This window comes from Bradyrhizobium jicamae (assembly GCF_018130695.1).
Taxonomy (GTDB): Bacteria; Pseudomonadota; Alphaproteobacteria; order Rhizobiales; family Xanthobacteraceae; genus Bradyrhizobium; species Bradyrhizobium jicamae_B.
Map to the genome: position 1 here is coordinate 226277 of NZ_JAFCJX010000004.1, position 26020 is coordinate 252296.

The 26020-nt window shown below is 60.5% G+C and carries 16 protein-coding genes and 2 pseudogenes; 5 read left to right on the plus strand and 13 right to left on the minus strand.

Annotation, left to right across the window (positions count from 1 at the left end):
- Nucleotides 1–60: 60 nt before the first annotated feature.
- The 9 genes from JQ604_RS07920 to JQ604_RS07960 all read right to left on the minus strand — a co-directional run bounded on the left by JQ604_RS07920 (nt 61) and on the right by JQ604_RS07960 (nt 12630).
- Nucleotides 61–1419, minus strand: coding sequence for a hypothetical protein (locus tag JQ604_RS07920; RefSeq protein WP_212355075.1), 1359 nt, complete (start codon nt 1417–1419; stop codon nt 61–63).
- Between the two features lie 4 nt (nt 1420–1423).
- Nucleotides 1424–1858, minus strand: a complete 435-nt coding sequence (locus JQ604_RS07925) for a Mov34/MPN/PAD-1 family protein (RefSeq protein WP_212355077.1) — start codon at nt 1856–1858, stop codon at nt 1424–1426.
- 40 nt (nt 1859–1898) lie between these two features.
- Nucleotides 1899–2384 (minus strand): DUF7665 family protein, encoded by a 486-nt coding sequence (locus tag JQ604_RS07930; RefSeq protein WP_212355079.1) that lies wholly within the window; start codon nt 2382–2384, stop codon nt 1899–1901.
- Nucleotides 2385–2389: 5 nt separating this feature from the next.
- Entirely contained in the window at nt 2390–2881 is a 492-nt protein-coding gene (locus JQ604_RS07935) for a hypothetical protein (protein ID WP_212355081.1), read from the minus strand.
- Between the two features lie 80 nt (nt 2882–2961).
- Nucleotides 2962–6321: a UvrD-helicase domain-containing protein gene (locus JQ604_RS07940; protein WP_212355083.1), complete on the minus strand. Its 3360-nt coding sequence runs from the start codon at nt 6319–6321 to the stop codon at nt 2962–2964.
- A 3-nt stretch (nt 6322–6324) separates the two neighbouring features.
- Nucleotides 6325–6942: a hypothetical protein gene (locus JQ604_RS07945; RefSeq protein WP_212355085.1), complete on the minus strand. Its 618-nt coding sequence runs from the start codon at nt 6940–6942 to the stop codon at nt 6325–6327.
- A complete protein-coding gene (locus tag JQ604_RS07950) occupies nt 6935–7627 on the minus strand; it encodes an RNA polymerase sigma factor (protein ID WP_212355087.1) in 693 nt (230 codons plus the stop codon). The genes JQ604_RS07945 and JQ604_RS07950 overlap by 8 nt, the downstream gene beginning before the upstream one ends.
- 178 nt (nt 7628–7805) lie before the next feature.
- Nucleotides 7806–11360, minus strand: a complete 3555-nt coding sequence (locus tag JQ604_RS07955; RefSeq protein ID WP_212355090.1) for a YhaN family protein — start codon at nt 11358–11360, stop codon at nt 7806–7808.
- A gap of 4 nt (nt 11361–11364) precedes the next feature.
- Nucleotides 11365–12630 carry a metallophosphoesterase family protein gene (locus JQ604_RS07960; RefSeq protein ID WP_212355092.1) on the minus strand — a complete coding sequence of 422 codons (1266 nt, stop codon included), beginning with the start codon at nt 12628–12630 and terminating at the stop codon, nt 11365–11367.
- A gap of 312 nt (nt 12631–12942) precedes the next feature.
- Between JQ604_RS07960 and JQ604_RS07965 the strand changes: the two genes are divergently transcribed.
- From JQ604_RS07965 to JQ604_RS07975, 4 genes and pseudogenes are all read left to right on the plus strand, one after another.
- Nucleotides 12943–16479: a helicase-related protein gene (locus JQ604_RS07965; protein WP_212355094.1), complete on the plus strand. Its 3537-nt coding sequence runs from the start codon at nt 12943–12945 to the stop codon at nt 16477–16479.
- 9 nt (nt 16480–16488) lie between these two features.
- A pseudogene (locus JQ604_RS42120) lies at nt 16489–16656 on the plus strand (DUF1156 domain-containing protein); the annotation flags it as partial.
- A gap of 1107 nt (nt 16657–17763) precedes the next feature.
- Entirely contained in the window at nt 17764–19728 is a 1965-nt protein-coding gene (locus tag JQ604_RS41495; protein WP_249158106.1) for a hypothetical protein, read from the plus strand.
- 18 nt (nt 19729–19746) lie between these two features.
- Complete coding sequence (locus tag JQ604_RS07975; RefSeq protein ID WP_212355098.1) at nt 19747–23112, plus strand: DUF499 domain-containing protein; 3366 nt, start codon at nt 19747–19749, stop codon at nt 23110–23112.
- Here JQ604_RS07975 and JQ604_RS07980 read toward each other — a convergent pair.
- The 4 genes and pseudogenes from JQ604_RS07980 to JQ604_RS07995 form a co-directional block, all read right to left on the minus strand.
- Nucleotides 23113–23247, minus strand: a pseudogene (locus JQ604_RS07980) (DNA polymerase IV); the annotation flags it as partial.
- A 62-nt stretch (nt 23248–23309) separates the two neighbouring features.
- Complete coding sequence (locus JQ604_RS07985; protein WP_212355099.1) at nt 23310–24035, minus strand: SOS response-associated peptidase; 726 nt, start codon at nt 24033–24035, stop codon at nt 23310–23312.
- Nucleotides 24036–24038: 3 nt separating this feature from the next.
- Nucleotides 24039–24488 (minus strand): hypothetical protein, encoded by a 450-nt coding sequence (locus tag JQ604_RS07990; RefSeq protein WP_212355102.1) that lies wholly within the window; start codon nt 24486–24488, stop codon nt 24039–24041.
- Between the two features lie 46 nt (nt 24489–24534).
- Complete coding sequence (locus JQ604_RS07995) at nt 24535–24930, minus strand: hypothetical protein (protein ID WP_212355104.1); 396 nt, start codon at nt 24928–24930, stop codon at nt 24535–24537.
- A 145-nt stretch (nt 24931–25075) separates the two neighbouring features.
- Between JQ604_RS07995 and JQ604_RS08000 the strand changes: the two genes are divergently transcribed.
- Nucleotides 25076–26008, plus strand: coding sequence for a Ku protein (locus JQ604_RS08000; protein ID WP_212355267.1), 933 nt, complete (start codon nt 25076–25078; stop codon nt 26006–26008).
- The last annotated feature ends 12 nt before the right edge of the window (nt 26009–26020 follow it).

Sequence of the window (26020 nt, forward strand, 5' to 3'; positions counted from 1 at the left end):
TCTGAATCTCCAATGAGAGGATCGATATGCGCCACAATGAGTATAACACGCTCGCTCGCGCTACCGCGCCGGCAGGTGGCCGAGTGCGTAGGCGGAAAACGGGAGGCGGACACATTCAACATCACAGAGATTGAGTGCCGACCCCGAGGCAATCTCGACCCCGCCGCCGCCATGGAGTCGGCGCAAGGGTTCCGAGACGGCCAGGGCGGCGGCAATCAAGCCGACGAACGGCACGCCGACCGTGCGCGACGCAAGCTGGGCCAGACCGCAAGTATCGAGCCCGGACTTTCGCAGCGCGCTGTACGCCGGCATCGCGGAAACATCAAAGGCGCTTCCAGCATCTTCGCGACGCCAAATTTGGTCGGGCCGCCGTGACGACGGAAAGGTGTGCAGCGAGAAATTCCGAAAGCCGCTTGGACCGGCGCCTAGCCCAGCCTCCACCACGAGTTCGAATTTCGCGCTTCCGAGATCGGCGCGCGTCGGCCCGTTATCGACGCCGCAGAAAGCGACCGCCGGATCGTGCGGACCACGCAATGTCCACGGTCCAAAGCGTCGCTCTTCGAGCGAAGTATTGAACCCCGCCGCCTCCAGCCAGCGCGCGACGGCGCGCGTTTTCTTGACTCCAACCAACGGCACGGACGACAGCAAGGAGGTGCTTTCGTTCGAGGCCGCGATCCGATCGTAGTCCTGGAGCGTGAGTTCGACTTTGCTGCGATCGGCATAGGGCAGGCAGGCCAGCAGCCATGCCAACGCCTGTCCGAGATTGCCAAGGCCGATCAGCCAAAGCGAAGCGGGCAGGTAGGCGAGCGCGGGCTCGCTTAGGTCTGGGGCAAGCCAATCGGCGCCTGGATTCCAGAGTGAGATCCCCGCGGCACGCCGTCCCGCCATGGCATGATCTTTCGCGTGCCAGGCAAATAGCTCGGCGGCGGCAGCAGCCGCCGCCATGGCGGCAGTGAGCGGATTCGCCGCATCGTCGGACAGGCGGCGTGGGTCATGCCGCGGCACGACACCGCCCCGCCATCCTTGCCAGGTGAGCTGCCAACCAGTGACGTCCGCCGGTGGCGACACCGTCCCGATCTGCGCGACTGGCCAAAGCGGATTGCCGGTTGTGGCGAGCGTGCCGCCCAGTTCCACCACGGCGTCTGCGAGACTGCGCGCGCGCGCGAGCGGAACCACCAGGGGCGCATCGGGCACCCCGAGCACCTCGACGCCGCCAAGCAAGGTCCGGCGCGCGAGATTGACCAAAGTCAGAACCGCAATCTGATGCGGGATCGAGGCTTCGACTTCCGGGCCGACGCGGATCGAAGCGCCGAAGCCGCGCAGGATACCCATCGCGTCGTCGTGCGTCGCCGCGCGGCCGCTATCCATGAAGTATTTGGCCGTGCGGTGCAGGCGCGTGTGATCGATAAGAGCGGTCATGGGATCAACTCCAAAATCCGGTGTAGACGAATTTGCGGCAGTGGCGGTGGCTGCGTTCGGTCCAGCGGTGCTCGCCCTGGTACTCGTAGATGCAAAGATCCTCGTAGCCGACCGGCGACGCGGCGAAGCCGGGCACGATAATGGCGATGTGGCCGGGCTGCGCGACCATCGGGTTGGTGCGATCGGCTTCGCTCTGGAAGGCGGTGCCCGGATGCGTATGGATGTCCGCGACGACGGAGAGCTTGCGCGCTCGGCAGATCGCCCAGAGCTTGGCGAAAGCGCCGGCGTGGAGAATGCACACACCGCTCGCGTAGGCCGCCGGATCGAGCTCGTCATAGAAGACGACATCGACGGCAGCGCGGCGGCCGCCATGATCGTGACCGATCAGGAACGCACCGGATTCGTGCCGGCGCTGCGTGCGCCGGTGCAGCTCGGCCATGGTGCGCGCCCATAGCGCTGTGGGGCAGTTCAAACGGTGCTCAGGCGCCGCGAATGCCCGAATAATCGTCTTGATTGAGGAGATCATAAAGCTGCTCCAGGTAACAGAGGATGCCCCGTTGCGGCTGCCACAGCCGGTTCGGGTGTTTGTGAATCCAGTCGCCGTGGCCCTCGATCGACATGCGGTCGCACGGCAAATAAAGGCATTGGCTGCCTTTCCAGTCCGGCCTGAAGACAGACGGAACGATGGAGCGGCCCGCCGGCCAGTGCGGCGCGGGGAGAGCCCGCCGCGCGGCGACATCCCACGGCTGCGCCGTTGCCGGCGTGTGGCGGTAACCGCTGCACTCGAAGCGGAACCCGAATTCGTCGGGCGCGTGCGGGCGCTTCGCCGCAGAAACCACGATGGTCGCGTGCGGCCACGCAGTTTCGATGTGATGCCATTTGCCCTCGATCTCGCCGCGCCGGAATTCCGGGGCGGCGAGATCCGCTGCGAGGAGCAACTGGTCGGGAGGCACGACCACGCTCATCGGCTTTAGCCCTCGATGCGCTTTTCGGGGACGAGGTCGAAGCAGACATCGCAGCTCAGGCCGCTGACCAGTTCTGAGAGCGCGGCGTCGGTCGGCGGCTGGATCGTGCTGTTGCAGAGCTGCAGCACGTGCTCGCCCGCATCCGTGGGATTGAGCTTCAGCTCGCGCACGGCCCACTGCTTGATGGTACGCACGCGGGTGCCCGGCGCGAAGGCGCGGTCGATGGTGCGGTGCATGTAGTGGACCGTGATCTTGATTTTCGTGCAGTGGGTCACGTGGACGCGCGAGCCGTGCTTGAGGCCCTCGACCGTGACCTTGTCGTCGTGCGGCACGGGGTTATCCGCCTCATCGACGAAAGCTTCGCGCTCCTTGTCGAAATCGATCCCGTGCGCTTTGAAGGCCTCGTGCAGGTCGCGCACCGTCGCCGGGATCGTGATCTCGGCCTCGGTGACGCCGGGCTTTCCCTCGACCTGGATGAAGATGATCGTCTTGCTCATCGCATATTCCCTTTGGTGTGCGGCCCTTGATTGAGCCCCTAAGGAGAAAGCGACGGCAGGCAGAATTTTCAGGAAGTGGTCTAGGAGACGCCTTGGACGAAATCGCAGATGAAGTAGCACTGGCAATTCGGGCAGCGCCGCGCATCCTCCGGGGCGGGCGCGAATGCGCCGCGCTCGATGTCGGCGATGGCGCCGGTGTATTCCTCCAGCAATTTGTCATCTTTGTTAGGTGGAATCGGCACCGCTTCCCGGGTCGCGAGGTAATAGGCCTCGATCACGACACGCCGGCCCCGATAGCGCTCCGCAGCGCCGCGGCGGAGCAGCGCATAAATGCGGTTGGCGGGATCCGATTTGGTCTTGCGCCCGGTACGGATGCGCTGCACGTGCAGCGTCCCGTCTGCAGTGATGACGACGCGGTCGGGCGTCACCGCGATTTGCTTACCGCCGACATCGACGATCCATTCTCCCTGGTCATAGCTTCCCGTCTCCGCCGCGATCACGTCCACCATCGACGTGATCATGGTCTCGGCGGAGGCCCGGTAATACGCCTCGAAACCGTGCCCCTTCGGCCCGCGCACCGCCCACTCTTGCCCGAGCTGCGCGAGCGCGGCGGGAAGGCCGGATGGCGTGCCGGCGGCGCGCTGCGTCTCAAGCCAGCCGATGGTGCGGAACACGCAGCGATGGAAGCGGACATAGGGTGAGTCGTCGCGAATGGCGCGCAACCCGTCCAAGGTCTCGAACTGATAACGCTGCGGACACTGGATATAGAGAGAAAGCTCGCGTTCCTGATAAAGCGCGCGCAGGCCGGGCGGCGCGAGGACCCGCGCCGGACGCGCCGGAAGTGGAGAGCCATTGCGCCGCGCGGCCGGTGCCAGCGCGTTGATGGGGGCCAAGAATTTGGAAGCGCTCGCGGATTGGCTCGCGCTATAGCGTTCGGCGCGGCTCAAGAACAAAAAGTCCCGCGCGCGCGAGAGGGCCACGAAGAACAGGCATTCTTCTTCCGCTTCATGATCGGCGGGGCGGATGGCGAGGTGCGGCAGGCCGGGTGGCGGCGGGCAGCGTACGCCCTGCCGGTTCGCCGGCATGTACCGGGTCGCTAGCGCCGGCAGGTGGACCGCTTTGAACTCAAGCCCCTTGCTGCCGTGAACGGTAAGGACTCGCACTCCGTTGAGGTCGGACGCTTCTGAGGCCACGGCCCGGTACATGCGATCGTCATTCAAGGCCTCGATGCGGCGCACGCGCGCCAGCATGTGCTTGCGGGTAGAATCGCCGTCGGCCGCCATTTCACCGCAGACCTTAAGGAGCTGATAAATGGCGACGAGCTGCTGCTGCGCCTTGGAGTCGTTGGCCGCCAGGCGCGGTTTAAGATAGTCGCTGCGCTCGAAAAGCCATGTCGTCAGAAGCGTCCAGGGCGAAGTGGCCGCTCCGAAGCCGTCGAGGTGGTTGGCAAGATGTGCTAGGCCCGCGCTGCCCTGAGGCGTCAGGCCCGAAATCTCTGGGATCCGGCGTAGCGCGTCTAGGATGCGCAGATTGTTGGCCTCGGCCCATTTGATGACGGCAAGCGCGTCGGACTTGGACGCGCCGTATTCCGGCAACTGCGCGACGCGGACAAGACCGATTCCACCGGGCTCGGCGTCGATCGAGATCAGAGCGAGCAGATCGCGGATTTCCTCGCGTTCGAACAGATCGCCAAGATAAAGGAGAGGCACGCCAAGCTGTTCGAGCGCGCCGGTGATGCGCGCGAGAGTGAGATGACTGCGCGCCAAGATGACCTGTTCGCTATAGGGAATGCCGTTGGCGCGCGCTTGCTCGATGTGGTCGCGGATCGCAGCCGCCTCCGCCGCGACTGAAGGCGCCACGATCTGGCGGATTGCGCCGACGCTTCCACGCTGAGCGGTCCAGCGCCCGCCGGGGGAGGCCTGCATGCTGGCGGCGAAGGTTTGAAACGCCTGCACCACCGGCGAGCCGGAGCGGTAGTTGATGCCAAGCGAACGCCGGGCCCCGGAAAATTCGGTTACGAAACGCTGCACGTTGCTGGGCGCCGCGCCGCGGAAGCGGTAAATGGACTGCCGCTCATCGGCTACGACCCACACATCTGCTTGTGGCGCTGCGAGCGCCCGCAAGAGCCGCGCGCTCGCCAGATTCACATCCTGATATTCATCAACGAGGATGTGCTCGAACCGTGCCTGGTACTCGGCGCGCAAGTCGGGGTTCTGCTCGAGCGCCTGCGCCGCGAGCAGAACAAGATCCCCAAAATCGACCGCATCGCCTTTCGCCAATTCATCCTGATAGATCTCGTAGATGTCGGCGACTTCCAGTGCCTTGCCGGCTGCTTCGCGCTCGTCCTCGCTCGTCGCCGCGCTGCGCGCGGCCTCGGCGGCGGCGCGGTACGCCGCCGGGCTTATGAGTTCGTCCTTACAGCGCGAGATCGCGCGCAGGACGGGCACCAGCTCATAGGCGGGCTCGTAGAGGTTTTGAAAATGGCGCAGCGGCAAGCGGATAAGGTTGGCCTCAAGCAGCGCGAGCGAGCCCGCTTCATCCAAAATGCGCACGTTCATCGTGCGGCCGATGCGCTGATGATACTTGGTGATCAGCTCCAGCCCGAATGCGTGGAACGTGCCGACCCACATTTCGATCGCAGCATCCGCGTTGCTGACGGACAGCCGCTCGCGCATTTCCTCGGCGGCTTTATTGGAGAAGGTGAGGGCGAGGATCGAGGCGGGCGAGGCGCCGTTGTCCAGCAGGTGTTGGATGCGGTGGACAAGTGTTCTTGTTTTTCCTGTGCCCGGCCCGGCATCGACGAGCAGCGGCCCGCCGCTCCAGGTCGCAGCCTCAAGCTGGCCCGGATCGAGCGCGTAGCTCAGACTGGGGCCTGCCGGGGCGGGGGCTTCCAGTGCCGGCAGGAGCAGGCCGCGGATGGCCTGATTCAGGACAAGCCCCGGCGGCACGCCGATATCTTTGGCGATGTCCGCGGGCTTGCGACCATGCGCGAGCAATTCTTCGCGCAGCCAATCGGCCGGGCAGAGAAACTCGCCCGCGAAAATATCGGCTTGAACTTCTTTGCGCTCGCGCGGGGAATACCCCTCCACGCGGCCTGCGCCTGAATCGATCGGATCGCCGCCAAGGCCAGGCGCGATCGCGGTCACTTCGTTGCGGGGATCGCGGTGGAGTTTGTAGTGGCCGAGTTCATGCGCGGTCACGACGGCTTCGTTTTCCGGGCTCTGTCCGCTCGCGACGTTGATGATCTTCGACGGACGGTCGAGAAATCCATGAACGCCTTTGCTGACGACCGATCCCGGTGCGTAATGCGTGAGTTGAAGGTCTTCGTCCTCCAGCGCGGCTGCGAGCAGCGCCGGCGCCTTACGGACGTCCTTGGACTTCAGAAGGGCTTGGCGGTGACACTCGCGCGCCTTGAGCCGAATATCCCGCCAAGCGTCCATGCGTTAGTCCTCTCCAAGCCAGTAGTGTTTTTCAGCCTCCGACATGGAGCTGGCGTGAATGACTTCCGCATAGGACCGCGTATTGATGGTGGGCGCCTCATCCGCCTTGGCATGGCCCAATCTGCGGGGCCCTGACAAGAGGTCGGACACCACGCGCTCAAGCCAAGCGGCGCTCATGCCGAGCACGTCCGTCAGCGCATCCGTCAAGCGCCGGCCCAACGGCAAGCGCATGCGGCCGGCATTCAGCTCGGCCAGAACCATGCGATCGATGTTGATGCAGCGGGCAAGCCGCGGAATATCGAAGCCGGCCGCCGACACGGCCTGGGGCCATGTCTTTTCAGAGACGTTCTGGGTGGCAGCGGCTTCCTGACGTGCGCTGTGAAGCAGATTGAGGGCATGGCTGCGTCCGCGCGCAAGCATGCTCTCGTCGGGCTCGGCGCCAGCTTCGTCGGACTCCGAAGCCCACTGCGCGCGCAAGGCGGCATGCTCGCGGATATCGTCGGCATACTGCGGATACCGGCGCGTCCATTCGGACACCTGCTCGGCGGTCGGGTTGTCGCAAGTCTGGTGGAATGCGAACAACACGTCGTCCCGTTCGGGATTTCTGTCTTGTTCAATCATGGGCGGCTCCTATCTCAATCTTGAGGAGAGCTTTGGTCTCGGCGATCCACTCTCCCGCGGTTTTAGCGCTGATTCCGAGCTGCTCCGCGATCGACGTCGTGCCGATCCCGGGACCAAGGGGACATCCGTGCATATGCAGGCGGAACGCCTCGCGCTTTCTCGGATCAGGAATCCTGTTCAGCAATTGTTGGACCTCGGCCGCTTGTTCGCTGCCTTCCTCGGGCGGCTCGATGGTTACGACGATTTCCTCGCCGTCATCGGCGACGCCGGGCTGCGTCTTGAAGGGCTTGTTGCGGTAGGCGTATTTGCGCTCCGCGCGGATCGCGTCGGCAACGCGGAATTCGACGCATGTCCTAAAGGTCTTGCAGAGCGCTTGCCCGTCCTTCGAGTTCGGCGTGAGCACGGCCACGATCAACTGGTGGTGTGCACGCCAGATAATGTCCTCACCCTCATTGCGGTGGTTCTTGCCGACCAGTCGCTTGATGCGGCGCAACAGCTCATCCGAGATGTGGGTGCTCAGGGCGGCAAGGAGCCGTTGGTCGCCGTTCGGGCCGATGTGCTGTATCGTGGCCACGATGTCTTCCGGCCGCAGGCGGCGAAGGCCGTTGGCGGCGGCAACGCGCCTCCAGCCTTCCAAGTCGGATGGCGAGGGTGGTTCCTCAGACGTCTTGGCACCTGGCTTCATGTTTCAACCTCGCGATCCGAACAGGGGGCGGCCCTATTTAGGAAGCGACCGCACATCCAAAATTCCGGAAGCGGGGTCCGAACATTTCTTTCAAATGTGGATTTGTAGCTTGGTAAGTCATTGAAGATGAATAAAAAAACCAAGATCGACAACATAAATTACGGGAAATAACCTGGCTTCAGGCGGCCTCCGACTGCGGCGTCGGCGGGCCCGCGGCCGCCGGCAGCGTAACGCCGGCAATCAGGACACCCAAGGCTTTTCGTGCAACCTCCAGCAGATGTTCGTGGTGCGTGAAGAATAGAACTTGCGTCTTCTTCGCCAGCTCACCCAGCACGCGGAAGCCGGCTGCCGCGCGCTTGTCGTCGAAGTTGATGAACAGATCGTCCGCGATGAACGGCATGGGCTCGGCGTGGTCGAGATAGTCTTCGACCGCGGCGATGCGCAGCGCGAGATAGAGCTGGTCCGCGGTGCCGGAACTCATTCCGGCGACGGCTACTCGGCGGCCGTCGTCGCGGATGCCGGCGAGCTGCACATTGTCGTAGTCGTCGAATTCGAGCTGAAGGGTTTTGAACGATCCGCAGGTGAGCATGGCAAACAGCTCGCCCGCGCGCTTGAGCAATGGCGCTTGCTTTTCGCGCCGGTAGCGGTCGATCGCCCATTGCAACAACACGATGGCTGAGCGCAGCCGGACGTATTGTTCGGCAATCTCTGACATTTCGGCAAGCGCCGCTTGGCGATCCGCCGCGTCCCTCGCCGCCTTGTCGTCTCCGCCGATGGCCTCGAAAGCCTGGCGTGCGGCGTTGCGGGTTTCGCGCGCCTCCATCAGGCGGTTACGCAATTCCTGCACTTCGTCGTTGATCGTCTGCTCTTTCGCGGCGGTGGCGTCGAGATCGATGCCCGCGCACTCGGCGGTCAAGTCCGCGACCGAGAGGCCGTCTCCATCCTGAGTAAGCGCTTTGGTGAGGCGATCCAATTCCGCCGTCAGCGAACGCATCTCATCCGAGCGCCGGATCGCGATGCGAAGGTCGTCGATGGCTGAGACCGAAGCCGTCCGCTGCAAACGCGCGATAATGTCGCGGGCTTCGGCGCTCGATGCGCGGCATTCCTCAATCTTCTTCTGCACGCCGCCGATATCTGCCTCCTTGGCGATCTTGAGATCGCGAACGCGCGCGGCCTCGGCCGCGAGCCGATCGAGCTCCAAGACGGCTTCCTCGGCATCGATGCCGTGCAGGTGCGGCGCAATGGCTTGCGCCAAGGCGGCTACGTCGGCCTCGAATGCCGTCGTATCCCTTTCGATCTTTTCAATCCGCTCATGTCTCAGGTCATTGATGCGGACCGCCGCCTCGCGCATATCGTCGATTGCATTGATTTGGGCTTCCGCGGTCTCGGCCGCGGCCGTCAGGGGGAATTGCAGCGCCTTGAGAGCTGACGTCCAATCGGTCGTCCATGCTTTCCATTCGCCGTCTGCTTTTTCCAGATCCTTGCGCCTGCGCGTCAAGGCGCCTGCCGCCTTGTGATGCGCGGCATCAAGATCGCGCCGGGCTTTGGCGGCCGTCTCATGCGTGCGTTCTACCGTCGCGGCCGCCTCCACGACCAGAAGAAGCGGCTGGCCGGCCAGCGCAGCCGTAGAGGTGCCGAGTGCATCAAGTTCGGCCAGGACGAATCGCTTGGCCTCGGCCTCACGCTGCTGGTAATCGCCGGTATGCCGCTCGGCCGCACCGCGCTCCCCGATGAGCTCCAGGATTTCGGAGCGCGCGCGCAGCCACTCGATCATCACGTCGGGGGTCTCGAGCGCGACGAAGACTCCAGCCCAAAGTTTGGCCCAGGCAACACCGAGCGCCGTGCGCTCTTCCTCCAGCGCCGTCTCCTCCAGGCCCAAGGACTCCAACAAATCATCCTGCTCGCTGATCTGCCGCCCAATCACCGCGAGTTGCGCGGCCGCGCCAGCATGCTCGAAGCGCCGATCCGCAGCCACATCCGCAACCCGGATCGCGGTCTCGAAGTTTTCCGCGAGCGCACCCGACGGCGAAAAGTCCGCGACCTCATCTTCCGGAACCACGGCGCCCTCAAGATGGCGCCGCCGGATAATCGACCAGCCCGCATCACGCCGACTGCGCAAGCGTTCAAGTTGATCGGCCGCGACGACCTGTTCGTCGGTGATAAGGCGCTCATGGGCTTTGCGATGCCGGGCGCGCTCTTGCTGCGCATGGCGGATGCGTTCGCGGCAGGTCTGCTGCCGTTGTTCGAGGCCGCGGCAAGCGTCGCGGTGGGCCTCAACGGCAGCCAGCGGCGGAACGGGCATCGACTCAAGATCGGCAGTCTCCGCCACGGCCGGGCGCAAGGTTGTCAGCGCGCGTTCAATCGCGGCCCGCGCCTCCTGCTCGTCGCGCTTGGAATTGGCGATCTGGCCGGTCAGGTCGCCGAGTTCGCGGATGGCTTTGACGGCCGTTGCGAGCTTGGAAACATCTGTCAGCGCGCCGAACGCCTCAATATCGGCCCCGATCTCGGCGAGTTCCTCTTGCGCTTCGGCGACGGCCGCTTTTGCATTCTGAACCGCGCCGAACAGCGCGCCTCGTCGATTGAGCAAGCCGCGAAGCGCGGCCGCCTTCGCCTTAGCGGGAATCCGCGCGATCACCTGCTCGACGTTACCGTTCCATTCGAGCTCGGCGGCCAGTCGAAGGAGCGCGGCCTCGGCCGCCGCCAGTTCGGCGCGTCGCTTGGGAAGATCGGCTTTGCCAGCCCGGACCTGGATCCGGCGATCACGAAGTTGCGCGATGTCTTCGGCGCGCGCGAGCAAGCTGTCATCAAAGTTGAGCGCTGCCCGTTCACCCTCAAGGGCCGCGATCTGCTCGCTCAACGCGGCGATGCGCGCAGTGGCCGCGGCTTCATCAGCCGCCGCCCTCTCCAGAACATTGGCGGCATCGGCATCGAACGCGATCACGGTCCCGAGCGTCTCAATGGTGCGTTGCGTCTCCGTGCGCTTTCGCACGTCGCGGCAAACGCGGCGGATGCGGTTGAGCCTGCGCAGCTCCGCCGATTGGATCTCGATTTCCTGCTCGATGGCGGTGTGAGCATCGTTCGATGTCTCGAAGGCGCTCTTGAGCAGCTGCCACTTGCTCGTGGTCACGACATTCTCGCGCAAGCCGGCTTCGGCGGCCTTCAGGCGTTCTTCTGCCTGGAAATACTTTCGGTGCGCCGCGCGGCGAGAGGCCCAAAGCGCATCGGCTTCAGCCTCCATGGCCTTAAGCGTCTCACGCAGGCCCGTGATGCCAGCGCTTGCCGAGAACAGCATTTGCCCGACATCATCTTGGGCCTGCAAGATGTCCTTGCCGCCCTGCTGCAGGCGTGGGTGATCGAGGCTGAACATCCGCGTGTAGAAGCGACGATCCGCGCCCGCGAGAAATGGGGCGAGTATCGCCTCGCCCGACGGGACGGGCATGTCGTCATCGCCCAGCAGTGTGTCCTTGTTGCCTTTGCGGCGGCGCACTTTGAGTGTCTCGGCTCCCTTCTCCAGGAGCGCTCCCACCCGCATGGCGTTGTATTCGTGCAGGAAGTTGCGCGGTGAATTGGCCGGGATGCCGAAGAGCAAATCTTCGACACCGCCCATGGTCGTGGACTTGCCGGCTTCATTCTCGCCCAGCAGCATCTGGAAGTCCGGCTTCCCAGCGGGAAGGTCGATGGTGGCGTTCGTGAAATGCCCGTACTTGAGAAGATCAAGCTGTCTGATGCGCATCGGATTACACCTTCTCTGCTGCCAGGCGTGCGTTGAGATACGCGCCGGCATGCGTGATGACGCCCGCGATGTCGGCATCGATGGCGGCCTTCAATGCCGCGTCGCTCGACTCTGCTCGGATATCGTGGGGCAACTTGCGGACGAGATCGCCAAGCTCCGACGCGAGCCGCGCCTGAAGCTCGGCATCGCCCCTAGCGCCCTGGATCATCCGCTGCAAATCGCCCAGAGCGTCCTTGCGGGAGGCTGAGGCGTCAGGGCTTGCGGTCGCGATAACGAGGCGCTCGATCCAGGCCGTCTCTTCGCCCAAGCCCAATGCGGCGGCCCGCGCCTCCGCAAGGAGACGATCCGCCGATGCGAGCAACTCGCCGTGCAGCGTTGTCTGCCCGGTCAACTCAATCCTGCAGGCCAGAAGGCGGCCTTGCGCGTCGCGCGCAACGGCGTCCTCGATCGCCGCGCGCACGCAATCGATGGCGTCGGCCGATGCGTTGCAAGAGCCCACCGGAACCGGCAAATGAATCCAGCGCACGCAATCCACGTGAAGCGGCGAGATCGCCTCGACCTGGCCATCCTCGATTGCAACAAGCGATGCGCCTTTCGGGCCGTTTTCCCGGATGTGCCGGCCTTGAAGATTGCCGCAGAAGACGACATGCGGCCGCTCGTTTAGAACGGCGGCCTGATGTACATGCGCGAGCGCCCAATAGTCGTAGCCCTTGTTGATCAGATCTTCGATGGCGCAGGGCGCATAGTTTGCGTGCCCCTGCATCCCGCCCAAGCCGGTGTGCAGAACGCCAATATTGAAACAGCCGGGGATCGGCGCAGGATAAGCCGTGACCAAATTGTCCGTCACGTCCCGCTGCCGGAAGCTTTGCCCGTGAAGGGCGACGCCGAGCTGCTGCAGCCGGAACGTCTCGGGCTTGCGGGCCGAAAACACGCTCACATTGGCCGGCAAGCTCAGACGGCGCGTGATCTGGCTTTCCGCGTCGTGATTGCCATAGAGCAGGAAGACCGGAATGCCGGCCTGGGCCAATCGGCCCATCTGCTTTACGAAGAAAAGGCCGGTCTGATAGTCGCGCCAATCGCCGTCATACAGGTCACCGGCGATAACGATGAAATTGACCCGCTCCTCGATTGCCTGGCTGACGAGATTGTCGAGCGCAAAACGCGTTGCTGTGCGGATCCGTTCGGCCGCCGCGCCTTGCTGTCCGGAAAGTCCCTTCAATGGGCTGTCGAGATGGATGTCGCCAGTGTGGATGAAGCGAAACGACTGCAAAACGAGTCCCCCAATCTAAGCGCGTGGTCACTGGCGGCGGCCGCTCTGCGGCGCGTCCCTAGTGACCTGAGCGAAAGCACCCAGCGTTTTTCGGAAGCGCGTGCCGAAATTTTTTTAATCGATACTGAACATAAAGAGAACGGACTAGCCGAGTAGTCACCCTTATCCCCAATATCTGGTAGTTCAGCCCATAATCTGTGGGATTTTCCGGCCGAGAAAGCTCCCGTCGTGTTTTAACAAGTGATGAATTGTCGCCATTGCGTTCAAATTTAGCAAGTGCTAATTTTCCGTCCTGGCGCGCAGGAGAGGGACATGGCACTTCCTTTTGATTATCGGGAACGAATCCGAGGTCTCCGCCGAACCCTGCGGCTCAAGCAGCCTGAGTTCGCTGCTTTAGTCGGGGTATCCCCCATCACCGTCAGCCGCTGGGAAAACGGCCAAAACGATCCCACAGATCTGGCGTGGACTCGGATCGAAAGTCTCGCGAGCCGGGCTGCCGTGCCCGCGGGAACGCTTGGTGAAAATTCATTGAACAGCCCCCAAATCGACTTTGGAGCTGATCCTGAGGCCGTTGCCGCGGTTGCTGAGTCTGTTCGTTTGCTTAGTGGACATCTTGCCAGCCCGACTTTCGCTACCGAAATCTCGCTAATCGATCCGCTGCCCCATCAAAGGGTCGCCGTTTACGACCGAATTTTGAAGTCTTGGCCTATCCGTTTCCTGCTGGCCGACGACGCGGGCGCAGGTAAGACCATCATGACTGGACTTACCATCCGCGAGCTTCTCTCGCGTAGGCTGATCCAGCGGGTGCTTATTGTTCCTCCAGCCGGACTGGTGGGAAACTGGCAGCGCGAACTGCGTGTTCTCTTTCGCATTCAAGCGCGCATCATCCGGGGTAACGAGGCGGCAAAGGGCAATCCCTTCTTAGAGTCCGATGCGAATTTTGCGATTGTCAGCCTCGACACGCTTCGATCGAAGGGCACCTTTGCGCGCCTTCGCGAAGCAGGTTTAGCCGGCCACGGTTACGACATTGTCGTCTTCGACGAAGCTCACAAGCTCTCAGCCGATCGTGATCCGATCGATATGACCGTTCGCAAGACAGCGCGCTACAGGCTGGCAGAATCCCTCGCCGGTATTGTTTCGGATGATCCCGAGTTCGACTTGGGTTGGGCGCCTCAATCTATGCTGCTGCTGACCGCTACGCCGCACATGGGTAAGCCATATCCGTACTTTGCACTATGGCGTCTACTCGAACCGGATGCACTAAGCACGCCTGAGGCGTTGGCTGATTTTCCGAGGGAGCGTCGGGTACGCCATTTCATTCGACGTACCAAAGAAGAGATGGTGAAGCTCGATGGAACGCCGCTGTATCCGCAACGCCTTTGCGACACTCTTGGTTTCGATTTAACCCAAGGGTCGGGCAGCGAACAAGAACTGTACGACGAGACGAGCAAGTATATTCGCGATATTTACAACAAAGCATCCACGCTGAATCGATCGGCCGCTAGGCTTGCGATGGCGGTTTTCCAGCGCCGTCTTGCGTCCTCGACATTCGCACTGAAAAGATCGTTCGAACGGCGCGCGGAAAAGCTTTCTGCAGCTATCAAAGCGATCGAGGAAAATGGCCTTGAAGCAGTAAGGAAGGCGCAACGAGACCTTCAAAAGAAGGCCGAGAATAACGAACTCGATCTCTTTGCCAATGCCACGGCAGATGACGATGCCGGAGATGGTGGCGAGGCAGTTGAAGTTGGAGAATCTGAGACGCTTGGCGCGCTGGTCACCGAGAACCTTGCAGACCTGATCCATGAGCGGGATCGCGTCCTCAGTCTGCGGCAGATGGCACAGGGCCTGCTGGACGCTGGACGAGAGTCCAAATTCGCGAAGCTGCTTGAGACCATGAAAGACCCGCGTTTTACGAACGAAAAAATGCTCGTTTTTACCGAGCACCGCGACACTGCGAATTACCTTACCGAACAACTAGAGCGTCTCGGCTTCGCCGGGCAAGTGGCTCAGCTGCACGGAGCTATGGACTACGTAGAACGAGATAGACAGGTCGAATTTTTCCGAAAACCCATCGACAGTGGCGGTGCTAAGTATCTCATCGGCACGGACGCAGCGGGCGAGGGCGTGAATCTTCAGTTCTGTTGGCTGATGATAAATTATGACGTTCCGTGGAATCCTGCCCGACTTGAGCAGCGCATGGGGCGCATCCATCGTTACGGTCAGAAGAAAGACGCTGTTTACATCGCCAACCTTGTGGCGTGGAAAACTCGCGAAGGCAAGGTCATGAAGACCCTACTCGACAAGTTGGAGACAATTCGTAAGGAACTCGGTTCGGACAAGGTGTTCGACGTCATCGGACGGCTCTTCGAGAACGTCTCGCTGAAATCCTATTTTGACGCGGCCATTCGAGGCGAAGCTGTCGCCGACGGAATCGAGGGCGTGCTGACGATAGAACAGCTACGCGCACTCGAAGCTAAGGAGCGCACGCTGTATGGCAACGGCGGTGACGTGAAGGCCCAATTGCCTTCCATGCGCGAGGATTTAGAGCGCGAACGTTATCTCCGCTTAATGCCGGGCTATGTGCAACGGCTGGTCGAAAGGTCGGCGCCTTTGCTTGGGCTCGGAATCGATGGAGATGTGTCATCCGGCTTTCGCTTTAAGGTGCGGCAGCACGGCGCTATGGACGCTATTGCGCCTGAGATCGAAACATATCCCTACGAAGCACGTCAGAAGCTAATGGTCCATCGTCCAGGTTTTGGCGAGGAAGCGATCTGGCTACACCCGGGCGAGCCTGTCTTCGACGCGATCTCCGGTGAACTGCAAGAGCGCTTCGGTTCCGATGCGCTTCGTGGCGCCGCATTTGTAGACCCGCACGCTAAGGAAGCGTCGTTGTTCCATCTCGCGACATGCACCGTTCTCCACCGAAGTCCCACTGGGGAGGATGTGCTGGAACACCGTCTGGTTGGTCTTCGCCAGGATTCGGACGGATCGATCCGAGAGTGCCCCGTCGAGTGGTTGCTGCTTCTTCGGGGCGTGAAGGACGTCAAGCCGGGAGCGTATCCTGTCGGCCGTGAGTGCCTTAGGCTGTTGCGCGAGGCCGGCGAGTGGCTGTCCGACGTGTTCGGTGCGGGTTTGGTTGCTTCGCATCGATCGATTGTTGAGAACGATCTTCCGCAACGCCTCGATCTCGTGAAGGCAGGTTTCAACCGTCAGGAAGCGGAGTTGACACGCGCGCGCAATCGTCTCCGTCAAGCTGCTCAGGAGGGTAAAAAGCAAGCGTCGATTCAGTTGGAACTTGTCAAAAACCGGCACTCAGCGCTTTCCAGAGTCCGAGAGAGCCGGCTTGCAGCGATCAAGGCCGAGCCGGATCAGATCGTGCTCGGGCCCGTACGCTTCGTCGCGCACGCCTTGATCGTGCCATCGGTCGACGCCGAAGACGAAAAGCGATTTGACGCCCAGGTCGAGGCCGTCGCTGTGAAGCTATCGATTTCGCATGAAGAAAATGCTCGGGGGATGGTCCGCGATGTCTCAACAGCGGCGCGCGCTCGGGCCGCTGGTCTATCGGACTTTCCTGGCTTCGATCTCCTGTCTGAACGCCCAAGCTCTGCACCTCGATGTATTGAGGTGAAGGGTAGGGCAGATCGCGGCGAAGTCTTCATGACGCAGAACGAATGGGCCAAGGCCGCAAATCTCGGCGAACGCTATTGGCTTTACGTTGTTCTCGACTGTGCCTCACCTAAACCAAGTCTATTTCGGGTGCAGGATCCCTTCACTCGACTTCTTGGTGCAGCTAAGAGCGGAATGACGTTTACTGCCGGGGACATTCGCGCCCTCGCGGAACAGGATTGAGACGAGCCAATGTCAGACAAACGATTGATCGAAACCGCGTTCCCGCTGGCGGAGGCATCGGCCGCTTCTCTGCATGAGAAGAACATGCGGCATGGCCACATTTCCACGCTGCATCTGTGGCCGGCTAGACGGCCGTTGGCGGCATCGCGCGCGGCAATCGCGGCATCGCTCCTTCCCGATCCAGTTGATGACGAGGCACGAAATCAACTGGTCCGTCGGCTAGGCGGCCGGCTTAAGCTGAAGAAGCAAACGAAGACTGAAGCCGGCGGCAAGGTTGAGGCCGCGAAGGTCGAAGCGGATGGTGGAATATTATGGTGGGGGCAGGAATCTTCGCCTGATGTAGCTTGGTTTCGCGAAAGGATTTCCGCAGCAAGCGGCGGACGGCGTCCCCGTGTTCTTGACCCTTTCGCTGGAGGCGGCGCCATCCCATTAGAGGCAATGAGGCTCGGTTGTGACGTCGTGGCTAACGACCTCAATCCTGTCGCGTGGCTTATCCTAAAGTGCACTCTTGATTATCCACAGCGGTTGGCGGGTCAGAAGCTTCCGTTGCCGAAACACGCCATGCGAGACACGGACTTCGCTACAAACTTCTTGAAGGCTCTGGATCTTAAGGGCACCAGACTTGAACAAGCAGTGGAAGCGATGTCCGCAGCTGGACGTGGCGAAACGATACAGCATGGTCTGCTAGACGATCATCCTTGGGAAGAGGCACCCCTAGGGTGGCATATCCGCGCTTGGGGCGGATGGGTTTTAACGGAAGCTCGGCGGCAACTCGCTGCACGCTATCCTACGTTCGCAGAGTGGCAAGCGTTGGATAGTGAGACGGCCGTTGAACCGAAATTACTCAAGCGTCTGCCACCAGATGCTAAAAATTCAGTTGCGATAGACGAACTTAATAGGGACCTCACTGGCTCAGAGCTACGTGATGCTCGCACTCCACGATGGGTTTCGAAACCGACCGTAGCATACCTTTGGGCTCGCACTCTTTGCTGTCCCGCTTGCCGCGCAGTTTTCCCGCTCCTCAAAACGAGGTGGCTCTGCCAAAAGCGGAATAAGCGAGCGCTATTGAAAATGGAGCCAAATGGAGAACGAGACGGAGTAAACCTCAGTGTCTATCCCGAAGTTCCTCTGCCATCTGGCACCGCTAACCAGCGGAATGAGATAGATCGGATCGCGGGTCAAGGGACGTTATCGCGGGCTGGCGCAACGTGTCCGTGCTGCAATCACATCACAGCACTAGAAAATCTGAAGTACGAATCGGTAGGGGGGCGACTAGGAACGAAGATGACCGCCGTGATCGTCGAAGGGCATCACGGCAAAGAGTACCGGAGTCCTCAACCTGAGGAAGAACAGGCCGCAGCCTCGGCGGTCGCGGACCTGCCCGAAGTATTCGAGACCGTTCCATTCGGTATGCCAACAGAGCTTATACCCCTGGGTGGCAGTCGAGGTGGCGGCGGTACTCGGTTCTCAACGCCGCCATATGGACTGACGCGTTGGGAGCATCTCTTTCTGCCGCGCCAACTAGTTTCTTTGGGTACCTTTGTTAGCATCATACGACGCGCCCCCACTGTGCTCCGCGACCACGGGTATCCACCTGCTTGGATTGAGATCCTGACGGCATATCTCGCCCTTGCAATTGACCGATTGGCTGATTACGGAAGCGTGATTTGCAGCTGGAATAACAAACGAGAAACGCTTCGCGGAACGTTTGCACGCTATGCGATTCCGATTGTGTGGGACTTTACCGAAACTAGCCCGCTATCCAGTAGTACCGGGAACTATCTCGGTGGTATCGATTGGATCTCGAAAGTCGTTCTCCGTAACTCCGAATCTCTTCAATGTGCATCGCCGCCTAAAGTTCTGTGCAGTAGCGCGACTCAAGTAGATGGCGAATTCGACGCGATTATTACCGACCCGCCTTACTACGATGCGATTCCTTATTCCGACCTGATGGATTTCTTCTACGTCTGGCTGCGGCGATCGTTGGTCGGCCTATCTCCCGAAATCGATGCGGCATTCAGAGCGCCAACAGGCCCAAAGTGGAATCACGCAGAAGGCGATGGTGAGCTGATTGATGAGGCGAGCCGCTTCGGCGGTAGTAAGGAAGCTTCGAAACGAAATTTCGAAGACGGGATGGCCGCTGTATTTCGGAAATGCAGCTCGTGCTTACGTCCAGATGGCATATTCGTTATTGTCTTTGCCAATAAGAATCCTGATGCATGGGAAACCCTTGTCAACGCGGTTATTCGGGCAGGGTTTGTTGTTGAAGGAAGTCTGCCTATTCAAACGGAACGATCTAGTCGTCCGAACGCGCTATCTGCGGCCGCGCTATCTTCTTCCGTTTGGCTCGTATGTCGCAAACGTCCAGCTATTGCGCGTCCGGGTTTCGCTGGTCCTGTGTTATCGCAAATGCGAGAAAAGATCCGTACACAGATGCATCGATTCTGGGACGCTGGAATCCGTGGCCCTGATTTTCTTTGGGCTGCCACGGGGCCGGCACTCGAAGCGTTCAGCCGTCATCCAGTAGTCTACCGCGAAACGTCTAACTCTGGCCAACGCGAGCAAATGCCAGTTTCTGAGTTTCTTCGCGAGGTGCGTCGCCTTGTGGTAGAATTTGCTGTTGGTCGCGTACTTAAGCCTGCTACAGGATCTGATGAGGACGTGCAGCGTGTCGGCATGGACGACATCACAACTTACTACGTTTTGCACCGCGACAGCTTCGGTATGACTGAAGCTCCGATCGGCGCTTGTATTCTTTATGCGTTGTCCTGCGGGCTTTCGGACGCAGATCTTGCTGACCGTTTCGATATACTCTCGCGCGCTGGCGGCAAGGGCACAACCGAATCTACTGATGCGGACGCGGAGCAGGACGAGGATTCAGAGGACGAAGAAGCGGCGGATGCTGAGAGCGGCGGCACTGGGAGCAAAGTGCGGCTTCGGCGTTGGGATCAGCGCAAACGTAAGTCTCTGGGTTTGGAGGGAGTCGGTGGCCTTCCGGTGCCCATGATAGATCGCGTGCACCGACTCATGCAATTGTGGAAAGTCGGGGACCTATCGAAGGTAAATGGATATCTCGACCAAAACGGATTAGCGCGCGACACAATTTTCGCCCAACTCGTGCAGGCCTTGATCGAACTCGCTCGCCGCGATGACAAGGGTGATGAAGCGCCAATTCTGGAGTCTATTAGCAATCATCTGAGGTCGCGTGCTGGCATTTCCATGCTTGCACAAGCGCCCCTTATTTTTTGACAACCCAGGAGAATGATCATGTCGGCGAATACCGTTAAATCCTGGGCACAAATTGTTAAGGTCCGCGAAGATGTGCGAACTGGACAACTTTCCTTGCAAGAATTTGCCGCGGATCTGTTTGACGTTGTTAATCGCACGGGTAAACGTCCGCTCTATGAAGATCCAACTAAATTCTTCTCGCTTAGCTACGCCACGGGCGCACAACGTGACATCGCGGCTGCCACGGCTGAACGCCTTCGCGGGAAGAGCGATAAGGCGATACGTCAGTTGGAGTTGACCTACGGCGGTGGCAAGACGCATACGCTAGTCACGTTAACCCATCTCTTTCGAGAGTCCGCGGCTCTTCCGGAATTACCTGCCGTGAAGGAGTTTGTGAGCGCGATGGGTGGGGAGTTGCCTAAAGCACGGGTGGCGGCCGTGTGCTTCGACAAACTCGACCCGGAGCTTGGCGTGCCTGTGCGGAGTCCGTCGGGTGAGCAGCGCACCCTGAAGCATCCGTGGAGCATTATCGCCTTTCAGGTCGCCGGCGCTGATGGCCTGCGGGTCCTACGCGCCGATGGAAAGGACGAAGAACGGGACACTCCTCCGCGTGACTTGGCATTGGAAAAGCTACTTGAGATGCCTGGCAAGGAAGGCCTCGCTACACTTATTCTATTCGATGAAGTGCTCATGTATGCGGGCGAGATGGCGAAGGATCCAATCCGGGGTGAGCAGTTTCGTGAGCAGTTCTTGAATTTTCTCCAGTCGTTGACCCAGGCTGTAGCAAAGGTGAGCACTGCTTCGATGATCGTTTCGCTCCTTGCGTCAGACCCTAAGCGCGATGATCCGTTTGGACGTCAGCTTCTTTCCGATATGTCGAACATTATGGGACGCAAGGAGGATGAGCCGTTTCAACCGGTCGGAAAAGATGACGTCGCTGAGATACTTCGACGCCGTCTCCTTGACCCAGACACAATAAAAGACCAAGAGGCATTTCGCCCGAACGTTGTTGCCGTAGTAAAGGCTTTGTCTGCAACCGATCCGGAATTTGCCAAAACAGCAAAACAACGGGACGACAGAGAGAAGCAGTACCTCGCGAGTTTTCCATTTGATCCGGCGATGATGGAGATCTTCTACACAAAGTGGACAAGTGGCCTACCGTTGTTCCAGCGCACTCGAGGTGTGCTTCGTAGTTTTGCCGTCGCGTTGCGCGATGCTGAGACTTGGGACACCGCACCGATCGCGGGGGCATCCATTCTTTTGGCGCAGCCGGGAGAAGACAAGCTTTCACCGGCGCTCAGCGACCTAGCGGGGGTAGCACGGGTCGATCAGGTAGACGGCCCCCCGCAAGATTGGGTTGCGATTCTGCAGGGAGAATTACGATTTGCTCGGGAAGCTCAAGAACAGTTGCCGGCGCTCAAGGGGCGTGAGGTAGAGCAGGCTGTAGCCGGTACGTTCCTGCATTCGCAGCCTCAAGGCGCTAACCACGCGCGCATCACAGATCTTTATTCACTTGTGGGCATATCGAAACCAGACAAAATTGCGCTAGAGAAAGGTCTGCAGAGTTGGGCCACTCGTTCTTGGTTCTTGGATGAAATGCATCTCGACAGCGCCGATAAGCGCGCAGACGGATCTCGGGGCGTTCCAAAAACCTGGAGACTCGGCTTCCAACCCAATCTCAAGCAGATGCATGATGACGCCCGAGTGAATCGAGTCGGCAAATCTGCTGTAGACGAGATGCTTCTTGATGAAATAAAGACTGCTAAGTGGCTGGATGCCGGAGCGTCAACGCTAGGCGCGCGCGTTCACAAGCTGCCGACTGGTCCGGATCAAGTGCCGAACGATGGTGAGTTTCGGTATGTTATTCTCGGTCCGAATTCACAGTCCGAATCCGGAAAACCGTCTGCATCAGCGGTGCGCTTCTGCGAAGAGGTAACTGGTCCTCACAATCCGCGTTCTGCCAAGAATGCCATAGTGATTGCCGCGCCGGATCGTGCGGGAATGGCCCAGGCTCAGGAAAGGGTGAAAGATTATCTAGCTTGGCTAGAGGTGAAAGCGCAGCTTTCGTCCCAGGCAGTTGATCCGGTTCGATCTTCAATGTTGGACAGTGCCGTCTCTGGGGCGAAGAAAGACATCGCCGACGCTATCAGGCAGGCATATTGCATCGTGGTTACAAGAGGCAGTGACGATTCAGTCCTTGCTTTCAAGGTAACAGTAGATCCGGCCAAGCCGCTGTTCACCACGATCAAGGAAGATTCGAAATCTCGCATTACTGACGTAGCTTTGGCGCCCGATGCACTACTACCCGGTTCGGGAAGTGGTTTCGATCTGTGGCGCGAAGATGAGGATAGGCGGAGAGTAAAAACCATCGTGGGTGCTTTTGCCGAACAGCCAAAGCTTCCAAAAATGCTTCGCCGTAAAGATTTGCTGGATACTGTGGCAAACGGTTGCGAGCAGGGCCTGTTTGTACTTTCGCTTCAACGACCCGACGGAAGCGCGCGCACCTGGTGGCGCACACAGATCGACGAGGAGGCGCTCAACGACGATGCATTGGAAGCCGTGCAGAACCCCGCGGCAATCCTTGATAGTTTGGATTCCAACCTACTGGCGCCATCGAAGCTGGAAGGCCTCGACTGGAAAAATGGAGTCAAGATCGCTGATCTTATTTCGTATTTTGATGGTTACGTGCTTACGATTGATCACCCGGAAGAAGGCTGGACCGAACAAAAGGCCATTCCGCGCTGCCCTGAGGGCAAAATTTTTGAGGCTGTTGGAATTGCGGTTAAGGCAGGTTCTGCTTGGTTGACGAGCGGAGCTGCTTCAATTTGGGGCGAACTACCACCGCCCGGCATTGTTTCAAAAACAGCTGTCCTTCGCACTCCCCCGCAGCCAATAGACGTTTCTTCACTTACCCCTGAGGCGTTGCCTGATGCATGGAGCGGGAGAAGGGCCACAGCGCATTCAATCGAGCAGGCAGTCGCTGCGCAGCGTGGCGTGACATCGATGCCTTGGAAGTTAGTCGAGGCGGCCATTACCGGTGCGCTGAATAGTGGCTTTCTGCGTGTAAGTCCGGGGGCGGCATCATGGCCATGTCAGTCTCATGAGGCAGCCGCTGTCGTATTTGGGTTGCCTGAGGTTACGCCCGCTGGCGGGCCAAATTCACCGGGGATGCAAGAGGCGGTTCCAAAATCGACTTACGGCCAAGCCGGATTTCGATCTGGGGTGCTGGATAGCAGCCAGCTGACAGAGCTGGTCGAAGCGATGGGAGACGTCTTGGCCGCGGCAGGCAATCTGACCCTCCGATTCAAAGTGACGGTGGAGTTCGCCGAAGATGAAACGCCAACTCCCGAGGTAGCCGCGAAGCTTGGGGCTGCTTTGAACAAGGCAACCGAAGCGTTCGGTTAACCTGACGCCGAACTTGCGCGCTTGGTAGCTGGTCGCCGCCATGACGCCGCGCTCCCGGGATCCGCCGACGGCGACCGGCTTGCCGCGAAGATCCGGATTGTCCCGCTGCTCGACGGACGCATAGAAGGCGTCCATGTCGACGTGGATGATCTTCCGCTGGCGGGGTGAGGGCTCTGCCTGGTCGTCGTCCTCGTCGGTCACGTTGTCTGCCCGGCCGGATCTTCCTTGACGCCGCGGGCGACGATCCGAAGACTGCCGTCGGGAAGCGGCCGCTGTAGCTTCAGGACCTCGTCCGGAGGAGCCGTCATCCAGGCCTCTACCTCATCCGGCGTCGTTAGGATCACGGGCATCGCCTTCGGATGGATGGCGGCGACCTCGGTGTTTGGCTCCGTCGTGAGGAAAGCGTAGAGGTCGTTGGTGGTCTCGCCTTCCTTGACCTTCCGGACGGACGTCCAGTTGGTCCAGATGCCGGCGAAGCAGGCGAGGGGACGGGTCTCGTCGAGCGCGAACCAGATATCTCCGCCCTCGGCCTTGTTGAACTCGCTGAACGAGTTAAACGGCACTATGCAGCGATGCTCGGGGCCGAGCCAACGGGCCCAGTGTTTGCTGTTCACATTGCGGATGTTAGTCGTGCCGCCGTCCGGCTCCATTCTGAGCAATTCCTTGAAATCCACTGCCTTGCCCTTTGCCTGCAGCTTCTCCGCTCGCTTCTTCGTGGCGTCCATCAGCGCTTTTGACGACGATGGCATTCCCCACCGCGCCGTAGCGAGCTCGCGGCCCTCGGCTCCGTTTCGTACGATCGGCGCCTGGTAGTCCGGAAAAACCCCTGGCATCGGCGCCAGATTTCCAACGTATCGGTTCACGACGCGGAACAGAGCACTAATGGCAGTTTGGTTGGTCGTGATTGAATAAAGATTGCACATCGGTCAGGATTCGGTCCGGGGGTGGCGCGGCTGCCACGTCAACTGTAGCAGAGTCGCGGATGGACGCCGGCCCGCCTTGGCGCATTTGCGGCAGCGCAGCCGACTGGCGAGATCGTGCACGAAGGTAGTCGGCGGGTGCTTCATCGCCGCGAGGTCCACGTCGCTTGGCGTCTTGCAGCGCGCGCACCTGATCTCCAGCCAGGGGAAGCCTCCGTTCACGGCCTGATCGATGGTCGGCGACGGATCGATCGGTTCGCCGTCACTCCACATCCGCTCGTTCCAGCTTTCGCAAAGCAGCCTGTCGGCTTGCTGGATCATTGCCTCGCCCTTGGCCCGCATCTCCGCAGACTGGGCAGCCAGGATGTTAGCCATTGCGCGCGCCTTGCCGAGCTCTTTTGCCAGAGCCTTGCGATCGCCGCCCGACAGGGGCGTGGGGTGATACTTCGGGGCCATCCGGGCATCCAGGCGCAAAGAGATCGGATCGGCAAATCCTGAGCGACTACGGCGTCTCGAACGCTGGCCAGCACCCGTCTTCTTCATGCCTGCCGGTGCGCTGCTGGCAGGTGTTGTCGAGCAACCGCTCCGCCACGTCCTTCCAAACCGCGTTGGCGCCATACAAGCGGACCGCATCGGCGGTCTGGATTTCCACGGTCCGCTCGCAGCGGCGGCAGGAGACGCGGAGTACGTGACGCTGAATTTCGGAAAGGCGTCGCTGCCGCATCTGGGCCCCGGTCGTGTCGGCCCGAGGGTCTTTGAGGACCGATTCCCAGTATTCGGCTGGAAGCGGCGCCTCTGGAGCCGCGGTGGAAGGGCTCGGCCTACGGGCGGCTTCAGCGGCCAGCTTTTCCATCTGCTTCGGGGTCGGCATGCGCCAGCTCGCGGGTCGGTCGGTCATGCCTGAATTAGAACATAACAAGAACGAATGTCGAGTCCGACCAGGGCCGCTGCTAAGAAAAATCCTCCTAAGGGACCCGTCGCGATGTCGGAACCAAGCCGGTTGGTTCGTCTTGAATCCGGCATCAGTAATGGAGTTCCCCGCGATGGCCCCCCGTGCCAACTGGAAAGGCTTCCTGCGTCTTTCCCTCGTCACCTGCCCGGTTGCGCTCTACCCGGCCACGTCGGAATCCGAAAAGGTCTCTTTCAACCAGTTGAACCGAAAGACCGGCCATCGGATCAAATACGCCAAGGTCGACGCCGACACCGGCGAGGAGGTCGACAACGAGGACATCGTCAAGGGCTACAAGATTGATACCGATACCTTCATCGAGGTGACCAAGGAGGAACTTGAGAACGTCGCGCTGGAATCGACGCGAACCATCGAGATCGACGAGTTCGTCGACCGCAGCGAGATCGATCCGCGATATCTCATTCGCCCCTACTACCTGCGTCCGGACGGCAAAGTCGGGCACGATGCCTTCGCCGTCATCCGCGAAACCATCCGCGAGATGAACAAGGTCGCAATCGGCCGCGTGGTGCTGACCAATCGCGAGCACATCATCGCGCTCGAGCCTCTCGATAAGGGACTGATGGGCACGCTACTGCGCTACCCCTACGAGGTCCGTTCCGCGGATGAGTATTTCGACGATATCCAGGATGTCAAAGTCACCAAGGACATGCTTGATCTCGCCAAGCACATCGTCAATCAGAAGGCGGGCCATTTCGAGCCGGACAAGTTCGAAGACCAGTACGAAACCGCCCTCATCGATCTCATCAACCAGAAGCGCGCCGGCAAGCCCATCACCGCGAAAGCGCGTCCTCGCGGTGAGAACGTCGTGGACCTGATGGACGCGCTGCGCAAGAGCATCGGACGAGACGCAACGAGCCCAACGGAGGCGCCGAAGAAGCCAACCAAGAAGGCGCGCAAGGCAGCGGCCGGGCAGAAGGAAATGCTGATGCCGATTGCCGGCAAGAAGCCAGCGAAGGAAGCCGCGGCAAAGAAGCCGGCGGCCAGACCGCAGCGGAAGTCGGCCTAGCGTGTCGTGAAG

What these genes read in the sequence shown, in the direction of transcription:
- JQ604_RS07920 (WP_212355075.1), bottom strand. Translation starts at nt 1,419, where the DNA reads ATGACCGCTCTTATCGATCACACGCGCCTGCACCGCACGGCCAAATAC.
- JQ604_RS07925 (WP_212355077.1), bottom strand. Translation starts at nt 1,858, where the DNA reads ATGGCCGAGCTGCACCGGCGCACGCAGCGCCGGCACGAATCCGGTGCG.
- JQ604_RS07930 (WP_212355079.1), bottom strand. Translation starts at nt 2,384, where the DNA reads ATGAGCGTGGTCGTGCCTCCCGACCAGTTGCTCCTCGCAGCGGATCTC.
- JQ604_RS07935 (WP_212355081.1), bottom strand. Translation starts at nt 2,881, where the DNA reads ATGAGCAAGACGATCATCTTCATCCAGGTCGAGGGAAAGCCCGGCGTC.
- JQ604_RS07940 (WP_212355083.1), bottom strand. Translation starts at nt 6,321, where the DNA reads ATGGACGCTTGGCGGGATATTCGGCTCAAGGCGCGCGAGTGTCACCGC.
- JQ604_RS07945 (WP_212355085.1), bottom strand. Translation starts at nt 6,942, where the DNA reads ATGATTGAACAAGACAGAAATCCCGAACGGGACGACGTGTTGTTCGCA.
- JQ604_RS07950 (WP_212355087.1), bottom strand. Translation starts at nt 7,627, where the DNA reads ATGAAGCCAGGTGCCAAGACGTCTGAGGAACCACCCTCGCCATCCGAC.
- JQ604_RS07955 (WP_212355090.1), bottom strand. Translation starts at nt 11,360, where the DNA reads ATGCGCATCAGACAGCTTGATCTTCTCAAGTACGGGCATTTCACGAAC.
- JQ604_RS07965 (WP_212355094.1), top strand. Translation starts at nt 12,943, where the DNA reads ATGGCACTTCCTTTTGATTATCGGGAACGAATCCGAGGTCTCCGCCGA.
- JQ604_RS41495 (WP_249158106.1), top strand. Translation starts at nt 17,764, where the DNA reads ATGACCGCCGTGATCGTCGAAGGGCATCACGGCAAAGAGTACCGGAGT.
- JQ604_RS07975 (WP_212355098.1), top strand. Translation starts at nt 19,747, where the DNA reads ATGTCGGCGAATACCGTTAAATCCTGGGCACAAATTGTTAAGGTCCGC.
- JQ604_RS07985 (WP_212355099.1), bottom strand. Translation starts at nt 24,035, where the DNA reads ATGTGCAATCTTTATTCAATCACGACCAACCAAACTGCCATTAGTGCT.
- JQ604_RS07990 (WP_212355102.1), bottom strand. Translation starts at nt 24,488, where the DNA reads ATGGCCCCGAAGTATCACCCCACGCCCCTGTCGGGCGGCGATCGCAAG.
- JQ604_RS07995 (WP_212355104.1), bottom strand. Translation starts at nt 24,930, where the DNA reads ATGACCGACCGACCCGCGAGCTGGCGCATGCCGACCCCGAAGCAGATG.
- JQ604_RS08000 (WP_212355267.1), top strand. Translation starts at nt 25,076, where the DNA reads ATGGCCCCCCGTGCCAACTGGAAAGGCTTCCTGCGTCTTTCCCTCGTC.